At 74.4% G+C, this 12,702-nt stretch carries 10 protein-coding genes; 4 read left to right on the top strand and 6 right to left on the bottom strand.

All coding sequences use genetic code 11. The features are described from left to right. Positions 1–7: 7 nt before the first annotated feature. The 3 genes from JT721_RS09755 to JT721_RS09745 form a co-directional block, all read right to left on the bottom strand. Positions 8–931 carry an NAD(P)-dependent oxidoreductase gene (locus tag JT721_RS09755; RefSeq protein ID WP_205472892.1) on the bottom strand — a complete coding sequence of 308 codons (924 nt, stop codon included), beginning with the start codon at positions 929–931 and terminating at the stop codon, positions 8–10. Between the two features lie 53 nt (positions 932–984). After that, complete coding sequence (locus JT721_RS09750; protein WP_205472889.1) at positions 985–2,466, bottom strand: SDR family NAD(P)-dependent oxidoreductase; 1,482 nt, start codon at positions 2,464–2,466, stop codon at positions 985–987. Positions 2,467–2,564: 98 nt separating this feature from the next. Further along, positions 2,565–3,821, bottom strand: a complete 1,257-nt coding sequence (locus tag JT721_RS09745) for an MFS transporter (protein WP_240340420.1) — start codon at positions 3,819–3,821, stop codon at positions 2,565–2,567. A gap of 41 nt (positions 3,822–3,862) precedes the next feature. On the opposite strand from JT721_RS09745, the gene JT721_RS09740 reads away from it, so the two are divergent. The 4 genes from JT721_RS09740 to JT721_RS09725 all read left to right on the top strand — a co-directional run bounded on the left by JT721_RS09740 (position 3,863) and on the right by JT721_RS09725 (position 7,832). Further along, entirely contained in the window at positions 3,863–4,009 is a 147-nt protein-coding gene (locus JT721_RS09740; RefSeq protein WP_205472886.1) for a DUF1059 domain-containing protein, read from the top strand. Between the two features lie 224 nt (positions 4,010–4,233). Continuing rightward, a complete protein-coding gene (pdhA, locus tag JT721_RS09735) occupies positions 4,234–5,400 on the top strand; it encodes a pyruvate dehydrogenase (acetyl-transferring) E1 component subunit alpha (RefSeq protein ID WP_205472885.1) in 1,167 nt (388 codons plus the stop codon). After that, on the top strand, positions 5,400–6,377 hold the full coding sequence (locus JT721_RS09730; protein WP_205472884.1) for an alpha-ketoacid dehydrogenase subunit beta: 978 nt from the start codon (positions 5,400–5,402) through the stop codon (positions 6,375–6,377). The genes pdhA and JT721_RS09730 overlap by 1 nt, the downstream gene beginning before the upstream one ends. 15 nt (positions 6,378–6,392) lie before the next feature. Further along, the gene (locus JT721_RS09725) at positions 6,393–7,832 is read left to right on the top strand and encodes a dihydrolipoamide acetyltransferase family protein (RefSeq protein WP_205472883.1); all 1,440 of its coding nucleotides are present in this window, start codon (positions 6,393–6,395) and stop codon (positions 7,830–7,832) included. A 119-nt stretch (positions 7,833–7,951) separates the two neighbouring features. Here JT721_RS09725 and JT721_RS09720 read toward each other — a convergent pair whose 3' ends face one another. The 3 genes from JT721_RS09720 to JT721_RS09710 form a co-directional block, all read right to left on the bottom strand. Further along, positions 7,952–8,773: an ABC transporter permease subunit gene (locus JT721_RS09720; RefSeq protein WP_205472882.1), complete on the bottom strand. Its 822-nt coding sequence runs from the start codon at positions 8,771–8,773 to the stop codon at positions 7,952–7,954. Further along, on the bottom strand, positions 8,770–11,628 hold the full coding sequence (locus JT721_RS09715; protein WP_205472881.1) for an alpha/beta fold hydrolase: 2,859 nt from the start codon (positions 11,626–11,628) through the stop codon (positions 8,770–8,772). The genes JT721_RS09720 and JT721_RS09715 overlap by 4 nt, the downstream gene beginning before the upstream one ends. Positions 11,629–11,867: 239 nt before the next feature. Then, positions 11,868–12,668 (bottom strand): SDR family oxidoreductase, encoded by an 801-nt coding sequence (locus tag JT721_RS09710; protein WP_205472879.1) that lies wholly within the window; start codon positions 12,666–12,668, stop codon positions 11,868–11,870. Positions 12,669–12,702 lie beyond the last annotated feature (34 nt).

Genomic DNA, 12,702 nt, shown 5'->3' with positions numbered 1-12,702 from the left:
GCCCGTCCTAGCCCGTCGCCCGGGCGATCGTGGCGAACAGGCTCGAGAAGCCCTGGTCGCCGTGGCCGGCGGCGATCCGCTCGTCCATCCGCCGCTTCACCTCCGCCATCCGGGTCGTGTCGACCCCCAGCGACCGGCGGTGCTCGACCAGGTCGTCCATGAGCGCGGCCTGCACCGACAACGGGCCCAGGTCCGGCGGGTACACCCCGTCGCGCACCGCGGTGCCGATCGCACGGATCAGCGGCGGATAGCTCGCGGAGAGCGCGTCCGCGACCCGGTCCGCGAACCGCGCCACGTCGGCGCCCTCGTCGCGCACCAGCCGGAGCGTGTGCAGCAGCCCGATCAGCAGCTCGTAGGCGACCCCCACCTGGGCCATCAGCTCGAGCGAGGCCAGCCCGGCGTCCTCGCCGTAGTAGGTGGTGGCGCCCAGCGCACGCAGCGTGGGCTCGTGCCCCTCGAACACCGTCCGGGAGCCGCTGAGGGAGAGGTGGGCGTGCTCGGTGCCGAGGTCCGGGGGGTCGGCCATGACCCCGCCGTCGAGGTACGCCGCGCCGTGCTCGGCCGCCCACCGCTCGAGCCGCCGGGCCTGGTCGGGGGAGCCGCTGGTGAAGTTCACCAGCGCCCGGCCCGCGACCGCGTCCCCGACGCCGGCGAGCACCGCGTCGACCGCCGGCGTGTCGAGCAGGCACACCACCACGAGCGGACTGGCGCCCACCGCCTCCCGCGCCGTCGGGGCGGCGGCGGCGCCCGCGGCGCGCAGCGGCTCGCCCCGGCTCGCGGTGCGGTTCCAGACGGTCACACGGTGCCCGGCGCCGAGGAGGGTGCGGGCGATGGCGGACCCCATCGCGCCGAGACCCAGGACGGTGACGGCCGCGGGGGCTGTGGTCGTCGGGGTGGAGGTCGCCGAGGTGGAGATGGTGTTCGTCGTCATGCCGGCGAACGTAGGACCTCAACCGAGATTGAGGTCAAGGCCCGTCCCGCCACCTACCAGGGGCTGGGCTCGTAGTCCTTGAGGAAGTGCCCGTGCAGGTCCTCGCCCGCCTCGCCGCGCACCACCGGGTCGTAGACGCGGGCGGCGCCGTCGACCAGGTCGAGCGGCGCGTGCCAGCCCTCGGCCGCGATCCGCAGCTTGTCCTGGTGGGGGCGCTCGTCGGTGATCCAGCCGGTGTCGACGGCGTTCATCAGGATCCGGTCGGTCTCCCACATCTCGCCGGCCGAGGTGCGGGTCATCATGTTCAGCGCGGCCTTGGCCATGTTGGTGTGCGGATGACCGGGACCCTTGTAGCGGCGGGAGAACTGGCCCTCCATCGCCGAGACGTTGACGACGTGGGCCCGTCCCGACGCCGCCCGCCGGGCGCCCGCCGCCAGCGCCGGCCGCAGCCGCGAGACCAGCAGGAACGGCGCGACCGCGTTGCAGAGCTGGACCTCGAGCAGCTCCAGCGGGTCGACCTCGCCGACGGTCTGGGTCCAGGAGTTCTCCGGCTGCAGGTCCGGCAGCAGCCCCCCCGCGTCGACGGCGGTGCCGGCGAGGTGGGCGTCGAGGGAGGCGCTGCCGGCGCGCAGCGCCAGCGCGGTGATCGACGCCGCGGAGTGGGCGGCGGCCGCGGCGGCCGGCCACTCCCCGTCGTGGTGGGCCACCGGCACCGACTCCAGGGCACCGGTGATCGCGGCGGGGTGGGCCTCGCTGATGCCGTCGAACGACACGAGCTCGGGCAGCGGCACACCCTCGGGCAACGGCTCGCGCTCGGCCTCCACGAGCGGGGCGTAGGCGCCGGGGCTGCGGCGCACGGTCTGGCAGGCGTTGTTGACGAGCACGTCGAGGGGGCCGACCGCTGCGACGTCGTCGGCGAGCGAGAGCACCTGGGTGGGGTCGCGCAGGTCGATGCCGACCACCTTGAGCCGGGAGGTCCACTCCGCGGCGTCGGGGAGCGCGGCGAACCGGCGTACGGCGTCGTGGGGGAACCGGGTGGTGATCGTGAGGTGGGCGCCGTCGCGCAGCAGGCGCAGCGCGATGTACATGCCGATCTTGGCGCGGCCGCCGGTGAGCAGCGCGCGGCGCCCGGTGAGGTCGGTGCGCTGGTCGCGCTTGGCGTGCGACATCGCGGCGCAGGTGGGGCACAGCCAGTGGTAGAACGCGTCGACGAGCGTGTAGTCGTTCTTGCAGATGTAGCAGCCGCGCGGGTTGATCAGCTCGCCGGCGAAGGCGCCCTCGGCGGTGGAGACCAGCGGGATCCCGAGGGTCTCGTCGTCGATGCGCAGCGCCGACCCGGTCGCCGTCCGCTCCGTCACCGCCCGGTCGGCCGCCAGCTCGGCGGCCCGCTTGGCCGCCCGCCGTTCGCGCTTGAGCGTCTTGTACATGTGCGAGGCCGCCCGCTTGACCGTGACGTGGTCGGGGTGGTCCTCGGGCACCTCGTGCAGCCGGCCCAGCACCCGCAGCGTCGCGGCCAGGTCGTCGGGGTCGATCACCGCCTCATCGTAGGTGGGCCTTAGGTGGGCGCAGGGGCGCGGTAGTCCGTGACGTTTCGCACCCGGTCCGGGCCGCGGAGGGGCCCAAACGTCACGGACTACCGCGCGAGGGTCACCCGGTAGCGCACGAACGACGGCACCAGCAGCGCGCAGGCCACGATGCCGACCACCACCAGGACGCCGCCGCCCGCGGCGGCAGCGGCGGTGCCGACGGCGGCGGCGGTGGCGCCGTGGAGGGTGTCGGCGACCCGGGGGCCGCCGGCGACCACGACGATGAAGACACCCTGGAGCCGGCCGCGCACCGCGTCGTCGGCCGCCGACTGCAGCATCGAGGTGCGGAACGCCGCCGAGGCCATGTCGGCGGCGCCACCCACCACCAGCATCAGCAGGGCGACGACGAGCATCGCGGTGCGCCAGTGGTCGGCCAGCCCCACCGCGACGCCGAAGCCCGCCATCGCCAGGCCCCACACGACGATGCAGACGAGCACTGCCCGGCCCTGCGCCTCGACCCGCGAGACCCAGCCGGAGAAGATGCCGCCGATCACCGCCCCGGCCGGGATCGCGGCGAACAGCAGGGCGAACACCAGCCCACCCTCGTCGGGGCCGCGGAAGTCGACGTGCGCGATCTCGGGGAACAGCGCCCGAGGCATGCCGAAGACCATCGCGACGATGTCGACCACGAACGACATCAGCAGCACCGGCTGGCCCCGGAGGTAGGTGAACCCGTCGATCACCGCGCCGAGGCCGGGTGCGCCGACGACACCGTCGACCACCGGCAGCGCGGGCAGCCGCACGACCGCCGAGAGCGTCGCGAACAGGCTCAGCGTGTCGAGCAGGTAGAGCCACTCGAAGCCCAGCACCGGGATCAGCACGCCGGCCACCAGCGGGCCCGCGATCGCGCCAGCCTGCATCACCGTCATGTTCAGCGAGTTCGCGGCGGGCAGCAGGTCGCTCGGGAGCAGCTTGGGCAGCACCGCGCTGCGGGTGGGCTGGTTGACCGCGAAGAACGCCTGCTGCACCGCGAACAACGACAGCAGCAGCCAGACGTCGGTGCTGCCGGCGAGCGCCTGGAGCCAGAACAGCGCGCTGGTCGCGATCAGCCCGACCGTGGTGCAGACGAGGATGGTGCGCCGGTCGAAGACGTCGGCCAACGCGCCGCCGTAGAGGCCGAAGACCACCAGCGGCACCAGGCCGAACACGCCGGTGAGCCCGACGTACGCCGAGGACCCGGTGTCGGCGTAGATCTGCGCCGGCACGGCGACCACGGTGAGCTGGGCGCCCACGACCGTGACGACGTTGGCGGTCCAGAGCCGGCGGAAGTGGGGGTCGCGGAGCGGTCGGGTGTCCGCGACCATCGCCCGTAGTCGACCCACTCCGGCGAGCCTAGACTCCCCCCATGAAGACCCGACTGACCTGCCCCTGCGGCGAGGTGATCAAGGGTCAGGACGAGGACGACCTGGTCGAGAAGGCCAACGCCCACCTGACCGCGGAGCACGAGGGCCGCACCTACGACCGCGAGATGATCCTGTTCATGGCGACCTGACGCGTCGCTCCTCGTCCGGCCCGGCGCCTGGACCGGCCCCGGGAGCAGACCGGTCTACCAGAGTTGGACGTCCAACATTCGCGGCCCGGCGACGCCGCGGGTACGGTTTCCTGCGTCCGACTGTGTCCCGGGTCACAGGCTCGCCGCACCCCTGGCGTGTCCGCCCCGGGGCAGCACCGGCAAGCGGAGATCCCGCCCCTGCCGCGCTGAGACAAGGAGCCAACGTGACTGCGTCATCCCCCGGGTCCGCCGACTTCGGCCCCGACCTCGTCGAGGTCTTCGGCCCCAGCCAGAGTGACGGCGGGCCGGAGCTGATCCAGCTGCTGACCCCCGAGGGCGAGCGGGTCCACCACCCCGACCTCGACATCGACTTCTCCGAGGAGCAGCTGCGCGGCTTCCACCGCGACATGGTGCTGACCCGCCGGATCGACATCGAGGCCACGGCCCTCCAGCGCCACGGCGAGCTCGGCATCTGGGCGCAGCTGCTCGGCCAGGAGGCCGCCCAGATCGGCATCGGCCGTGCGGTCGAGCCGCAGGACTTCGTCTTCCCGACCTACCGCGAGCACGGCGTCGCCTGGTGCCGCGGCGTCGACCCGCTCAAGCTCCTCGGCCTGTTCCGCGGCGTCTCCCACGGCGACTGGGACCCCGCCGAGTTCAACTTCGGGCTCTACACGATCGTGATCGGTGCCCAGACCCTCCACGCGGTCGGCTACGCGATGGGCATGCAGCGCGACGGCGTGGTCGGCACCGGCGAGGCCGGTCGCGACGCCGCCGTGGTCGCCCACTTCGGCGACGGCGCCTCCAGCCAGGGCGACGTCAACGAGTCGTTCGTCTTCGCCGCGTCCTACAACGCCCCGGTCGTGTTCTTCTGCCAGAACAACCAGTGGGCGATCTCGGAGCCGATCGAGCGGCAGAGTCGGATCCCGCTCTACCAGCGGGCGCTCGGCTTCGGCTTCCCCGGCATCCGGGTCGACGGCAACGACGTGCTCGCGACGTACGCCGTCACCCAGGCGGCGCTCCAGCGCGCCCGCGAGGGCCAGGGCCCGACGTTCGTGGAGGCCTACACCTACCGGATGGGCGCCCACACCACCACCGACGACCCCACCCGCTACCGGCTCTCCACCGACGTCGAGACCTGGAAGCTGCGCGACCCGATCGCCCGGCTGGAGGTCTACCTCAAGCGCAACGGCTGGGCCGACGCCGACTGGTTCGCGCAGGTCGAGGCCGAGGCCGACGACCTCGGCGCGCGGCTGCGCGAGGGCTGCAAGGCGATGCCCGACCCCGACCCGATGCGGATCTTCGAGAAGGTCTACGCCGACATGCCACCCGAGCTGCTGACCCAGCGCGACGAGTACGCGGCGTACCTCGACACCTTCGAGGGGGCCCGCTGATGTCGAGGATCACCCTGGCCAAGGGGCTGAACGCCGGGCTGCGCAAGGCGATGGAGGACGACGACAAGGTCCTCGTCATGGGCGAGGACGTCGGCAAGCTCGGCGGCGTCTTCCGGATCACCGACGGGCTGCAGAAGGACTTCGGAGAGGACCGGGTGATCGACAGCCCGCTGGCCGAGTCGGGCATCGTCGGCACCGCGATCGGCCTGGCGCTGCGCGGCTACCGACCGGTGGTGGAGATCCAGTTCGACGGGTTCGTCTACCCGGCGTACGACCAGATCGTGTGCCAGGTCGCGAAGATGCACTACCGCAGCCAGGGTCGCTACCGGCTGCCGATGGTGATCCGGATCCCGTTCGGCGGCGGCATCGGCGCCGTCGAGCACCACAGCGAGTCGCCGGAGGCGCAGTTCGCGCACACCCCGGGCCTCAAGGTCGTCGCCTGCTCGAACCCCGTCGACGGCTACTGGATGATCCAGCAGGCGATCGAGCACCCCGACCCGGTGATCTTCCTCGAGCCCAAGCGGCAGTACCACGCCGACAAGGCCGAGCTCGACGAGTCGGTCGCGCCGGAGCCGCTGTTCACCTCACGGATCGTGCGCCCCGGGCAGGACGTCACGCTGCTCGGCTACGGCCCCACCGTGAAGACCTGCCTGCGCGCGGCCGAGGCGGCGGCCAACGAGGGCCGCTCGCTCGAGGTCATCGACCTGCGCACCCTCTCCCCGCTCGACATGGGTCCGGTGCTCGACTCGGTGCGCCGCACCGGCCGCGCCGTGGTCGTCCACGAGGCGCACGTCAACCTCGGCATGGGCGCCGAGCTCGCCGCCCGGGTCACCGAGCAGTGCTTCTACTCGCTGGAGGCGCCCGTGCTGCGCGTGGGCGGCTTCGACACGCCGTACCCGCCGGCCCGGATCGAGGAGGACTTCCTCCCCGACCTCGACCGGGTGCTCGACGCCGTCGACCGCTCGATCGCGTTCTGAGGAAGGGGAAACCGGATGCCTGAGTACCTCCTGCCCGACGTCGGCGAGGGCCTGGTCGAGGCCGAGATCGTGGCCTGGAAGGTCAAGGTCGGCGACGTCGTGGAGATCAACGAGATCGTCGTCGAGATCGAGACCGCCAAGTCGCTGGTCGAGCTGCCGTCGCCGTACGCCGGCCGGGTCACCGCGCTGCTGGTGGCCGAGGGCGACACCGTGCAGGTCGGCACCCCGATCATCGCGATCGGCGAGCCCGCGGCCGCCGCCGAGGCCGCCGAGCCGGCCCCGGTGGCGGACGCAGCGGAGCTGGCGATCGACCTGTCCAACCCCGCCGCGAGCGGCTCGCAGGAGGGGGAGTCGCTGGTGGGCCGGATCAAGGCCGACCGCGGCCCCGTCCGCCGTCCGCGCCGCGGCTCGGCCTCGCCGCCCACCGAGGCGGCCGCCGCGACCCAGATGCAGGTGCAGGGCGCGTTCGCCCCCGGCGGCGCGCAGTCGCAGCCGGTGGTCGAGCAGGACGAGCCCGCCGTGCCCGCCGTGGCCGCCCGAGTGGTCGACGAGCCCGTCTCCGAGGTCGTGCTGGCCAAGCCGCCGGTGCGCAAGCTGGCCCGCGAGCTCGGCGTCGACCTGGCGTCGTGCACCCCCACCGGCCCGCACGACACGATCACCCGCGAGGACGTCGAGCGCGCCGCGGCGGGCGCGACCGCCAGCGCCACCACCCCGTCGCCGGCACCGGCCCGCGCCGGGGGTGCCGAGGCCGAGACCCGGGTGCCGGTCAAGGGCGTGCTGAAGATGATGGCCGGCGCGATGGTCGACTCGGCCTTCACCGCGCCCCACGTCACCGAGTGGGTCACCGTCGACGCCACCCGCACCGTCGAGCTGGTCGAGCGGCTGCGCACCCGGCGCGAGCTGCGCGACGTCAAGGTCTCGCCGCTGCTGGTGCTGGCCCGGGCCGCGGTGCTGGCGATCCGACGTACGCCCGAGATCAACTCGTGGTGGGACGAGGCGGCCCAGGAGGTCGTGGTCAAGCACCACGTCAACCTCGGCATCGCCGCCGCCACCCCGCGCGGGCTGGTGGTGCCCAACGTCAAGGGGGCCCAGGACCTCGGGCTCGCGGAGCTCGCGCAGGCCCTGCAGGAGCTGACCGCGACCGCCCGCGAGGGACGCACCCAGCCGGCCGAGATGGCGGGTGGGACGTTCACGATCACGAACGTGGGCGTCTTCGGCGTCGACGCCGGCACCCCGATCATCAACCCGGGCGAGTCGGCGATCCTGTGCTTCGGCGCGATCCGCAAGCAGCCGTGGGTGGTGACCGAGGGCGGCGAGGACCGGATCGAGGTCCGCCACGTCACGACGCTGGCGCTGAGCTTCGACCACCGGCACATCGACGGCGAGAAGGGCTCGCGCTTCCTCGCCGACGTCGCGGGCATCCTGGAGGACCCCGCCTCGGCGCTGCTCTTCTGAGCCGCCCTGCGCCGAGCCGCCCTGTCCCGAGCGGCCGGGGCGCGGTAGTCACGGACGATCGGCAGGTCCCGGGCCGGTTCCGGCCTGCCGGACGTCCGTGACTACCCCCGTCGGGCGGCTCAGCTCAGCACGTCCTTGCGGCGGAACAGCTCGAAGCCGAGCACGGTGAAGACCGCGGTGTGCAGGAGCGACCAGGCGACGCCGTGCCCGATCGGCGTCCAGTCGACGGTGGGACGCAGCAGCTCGAACCAGGTGTCGGCCCAGTACATCGGCAGCGCGTTGCGCAGCGACCCGAGGTCGTCGATCTGGCCCAGGATCGCGGTGACGATCGTGACCATCACCGCGCCGCCGACGGCCGCGAGCGGGGCGTCGGTGCGGGTGCCGAGGCAGAACGCGATCGCGCCGACCTGCACCAGCGTGAGCACGAGGTACGCCGCCGCCAGGGCCAGCCGGCCGGCGAACGTGCCCCACTCCAGCGAGCCGCCGGTGGGGTTGGTGAAGCCGGCCCAGCCGTAGGCGATGCCGCCCACCACCACCGACCACGCCACCAGCAGCACGACTGCGACGGCGACCGTGGCCAGGCCGACGACGAGCTTGCTGGCCAGCAGCCGGGTGCGGGGCACCGGCGCGACCAGCAGGTAGCGCAGCGTCGACCACGACGCCTCGGCCGGTAGCGAGTCGCCGACGAAGAGCGCAGCCAGCACCACCAGCAGGAACGACGCCGACACCGCGGTGGTGAACACCGCGAAGTTCGCGGCACCCCCGGTGGCCAGGTCGACCAGCGTGCCGTCGCCGTCGACCTCCGCGCCGCCGATCGCGAAGGCGCCGACGACGACGAGCGGCAGCGCGAGCAGCAGCACGAACGACGACAGCGTGCGGCGGCGCCGCGTCTGGCGGCCGAGCTCGGCGCGCCAGGGCAGGGGTCTGCGGGTCGCGGTCACCGGGCGCGCACCTGCCTCAGGTCGGCGGGGGAGTCGGCGCGGTCGCCGGAGGCGGCGGCGATCACGCCGAGGAAGACCTCCTCGAGGTGGCGACGGCTGCTCACGCCGACCACGTCGGCGCCGGTCGCCGCGGCCGCGCGCACGACGTCGGGGCGCGGCAGGCCGGCGGTGACGACCAGCCGGGGCTCGGCCGGGTCGGCCACCACCTCGACCTCGTCGACGCCCGCGACGGCGCGCAGCGCGGCGGCGGGCGGCTCGGGGTCGGCACCGGCGGCCAGGGTGAGCACGGTGGTGTCGGCGCTGTCGACCAGGTCCGAGACGGGTCCGGTGGTGACCACCCGGCCGGCGTGCATGACCACCACGTGGCTGCAGGTCAGCTCGACCTCCGAGAGCAGGTGGCTGGAGACGACCACCGTGCGGCCGGTGTCGGCGTACCGCTGGAGGATCGGCCGCAGCCCGGCGATCTGGGGCGGGTCGAGACCGTTGGTGGGCTCGTCGAGCACGAGCACCTCGGGCCGGCCGAGCATGGCCTGGGCGATGCCGAGCCGCTGGCGCATTCCCTGGCTGTAGGTGCGCACCGGGCGGTCGATGGCGCCGCCGAGCGCGGCGACCTCGAGGACGTCGTCGTAGCCGGCCTCGGCCGGGTCGCGGCCGGTGGCGGCCCAGAACGCCTCGAGGTTCTGCCGCCCGCTGAGGTGGGGCAGGAAGCCCGGACCCTCGACCAGCGCGCCGACCCGGGCCAGGACGGCCGCCCCGGGGGTGACCCGCCGGCCGAGCACCCGCGCCTCACCGATGTCGGGGGCGATCAGCCCCAGCACCATCCGCAGCGTGGTGGTCTTGCCGGCGCCGTTGGGCCCGAGCAGGCCGACGACCTGGCCGCGACGGGCCTCCCACGAGACGTCGTCGACGGCGCGGTGGCCGTCGGCGTAGGTCTTGACCAGACCGGAGACGACGAGGGGTACGTCGGCGCCGGCTCCGGGCGCGCCACCGGGGCCGGGTGCGGGGTGGGGGTCGGGGTCGGGATCGGCGTGGCGGGCGCCCCGGCGGCGGAGCAGGGCCAGCACCAGTGCAGCGAGCAGCACCGCGCCCAGGGCCGCGAGCACGCCCGTGGTCTGCCGGTCGAGGCCGCCGTCGCCGGTGCCGGCCACCGAGCGCGCGACCACGGCGGGCAGCCGCAGGTCGTCGACCCGCACCCGGTCGGCGCGGGCCTGCCGCGGCCCGGCGTAGGTCTGGTCGGTGCTGGTGACCAGCACCCGCAGGCTGCTGCCGGGCTCGACCCGCCAGGTGCCGGCCGGCAGCGCGACGTCGACGGTGGCGGCGCGGCCCGGCGTGGTCGGCACCGTGACCGGCGCGACCAGCTGGCGCGGCAGGGTCACCCGGTCGCCGTTGACCTCCCACAGCGAGAGGAACAGCGTGGCCTCGCGCGCGGTCGAGGTGACGGTGAGCCGGACCCGCGGGCTGCCGACGACGGTCCGCCCGTCGTCGAGCTCGTCGGTGTCGAACGCCGCCGACTGGCCGGGGAGCGCCGCGAGGGGGTAGGTGGAGACGAAGCCGTCGAACTCGTCGGTCACGCCGTCCTGGCTGGGCACGAGGGTGAGCGAGCCGGGTTGCCCGCCGAGGGGGTTGAGCACGACCTGGCCGCCGCCGCGCAGGGGCAGCGGCGCCGACCAGCTGGCGGCGTAGTCGTCTGCCTCCGAGACCCGCAGGTCGGCGCGGCCGTCGCGGGGCTCCTCGAAGCTGAACGCCGGCACCGGCAGGCCGACCGCGGCGGGGTCGTCGGCTCCGAGGTAGTGGTCGAGCCAGGTGGCGAGGGTGTCGTCGTCGGCCGCGGTGGGGTCGACCGCGGCGTCGTGGCCGCCGGTGAACCAGCGGACGGCGACCGGCGTGCCCCGTGCGGCCAGCTCGCGGGCGGTGGCGTCGGACTGGTCGAGGCCGAAGAGCGAGTCGGCCTGGCCCTGCACCAGGTAGGTCGGCACCCGCACGTCGTCGAGCAGGGGTGCGGGGCTGTGGGCGCGGAGCAGGCGGAGCAGCGCCGGGCTCGGCCGGCCGGTGTCGGCGACGTCGAGGAACAGCCGGCACACCTCGCGGTCGAACCGGCCGCAGACCGGGTCGGTGCCCGGGCCGAGGTCGCCGCCGGCCGCGCCGACGAAGAAGCGCGAGGCCCACAGCTGCTTGAACGGGCCGGGCACCGGCTCCCCGTCCCGAACGACCGGCAGGTCGGCGGGGGAGTCGCCGTCGGCGGGCGGCCCGGCCACCGCGTGCTGGGGGAAGAACGCGTCGGCGAGGTCGTGCCAAGTGATCAGCGCGACGACGGTGTCGATGCGACGGTCTAGCGCGGCCCCGATGAGCGAGAGCGCACCGCCGTAGGAGCCGCCGACGGCCGCGACCCGTGGGTCGCCGTCGGCGTCCTGCCGCACCGCGTCGTCGTCGGCGAGGAGGTCGAGCAGGGCCGTGACGTCGCGACCCTCGTACCCCGGGTCGGCGACGTGGACGCGCCCGTCGGAGTCGCCGAAGCCGCGGGCGCTGTAGGTGAGCGCGACGTAGCCCGACTCCGCGAGCTCGCGGGCCTGGGGGGCGAGGTCGGCCTTGCTCCCGCCGAAGCCGTGGGTCAGCAGCACCGCCGGGTGCGGGCCGTCGCCGGCGGGGGTGTAGAGGGAGGTGTCGAGCTCGACCGGGGTGCCGTCGGCCTCCGGGCCGACCGCGACCCGCCGTTCGACGACCTCGACCCCGTCGCGACGATCCTCGCCGTCGTCCTCGTCGGCGGCCGCCGCGATCGGGCCGGCGGTGGTCGCGATCCCCGCCAGGGCCAGCACCCCGAGGGCGGTCCCGAGGCGGCGCAGGGCTCCTCGGGGCATGCCTCACGCTAGCCGGTCGCCCCAACGGCCGTCCGGTCCGATGTTGTCGGGTGGTTCTCGGTGTTGTCGGGCATTGCCAGGCCCGACAACATGGCGAATCCCCGGTCGACCGGGGATTCCGAGCCGCCCCGACTTCTCGGCCAGAACCTCGACTTCCCGGCCAGAGTTCTGGCCGACAGGTGCGGGTTTCCCCGGTTCACCGGGGAAACCACCCCCGCCCGACCCGCCCGAGCCAGCCCTCACAGCACCCACGGCTGCGGAGCCCGCGGGTGCAGGATCGCGTCGGTGCCGCCGTCGACGGTCAGCACCGACCCGACCACGAGCGAGGCGGCGTCGGAGAGCAGGAACCCGATCGCGGCCGCGATCTCCTCGGGCCGGCCGTCGCGGGTGAGGGCGGTGGGGTAGCCCTCCGACAGCGGGCCGAAGACGGGGTCGGCGGCCAGCCGCTCGGTCATCGGGGTGGCGATCTTGCCGGGCGCGACGGCGTTCATCCGCACGCCGGCGCCGATCCACTCCTCGGCGACCCCCTGGGTGCGGGCCCACCACGCGAGCGCGGCCTTGGAGGCGGGGTAGACCTCCACCGCCTGGTACGCCGCGGCGGCCTCCCGCGCGGCGGACTCGTCCTCGGTCAGCAGGGTGTCGGCCAGGGTGGCCGGCCAGCCGGGCTGGCAGGTCGTGGAGTTGGACGCCAGGAAGCAGACCGCCGAGCGCCCGGCCGCGACCAGCTCCGCCCGCAGACCGCGCACCAGCGCCACCGCGCCGAAGAAGTTCACCGACGCCACCAGCTGGGGGTCGACGCCGCTCAGCCCGGCGATGCCGGCCGCCGGTACCAGGCCGTGCACGACGTCGGTCAGCGCGCCCACCCCGGCGACCGCCTCGGCCCGGCCGGCCTCGGTCGCGAGGTCGGCGACCACGTCGGCGTCGCGCAGGTCGACGGTGACCACCCGACCCCCGCCGTCGCGGAGCAGGGCGGCCGTGGCCGCGCCGATGCCGGAGGCGCCCCCGGAGACGACGTAGGTGCGGTTCGCCGGATCAGACATGGAACGTGTTCTACCGCATCGGCCGGGCCGGCAG

This window comes from Nocardioides sp. SYSU D00038, from assembly GCF_016924665.1.
In the GTDB taxonomy this organism is placed as follows: Bacteria; Actinomycetota; Actinomycetes; order Propionibacteriales; family Nocardioidaceae; genus Nocardioides.
The sequence above is the reverse complement of the archived record's forward strand: the minus strand, read 5'-3'. Positions and strand labels throughout refer to the sequence as shown.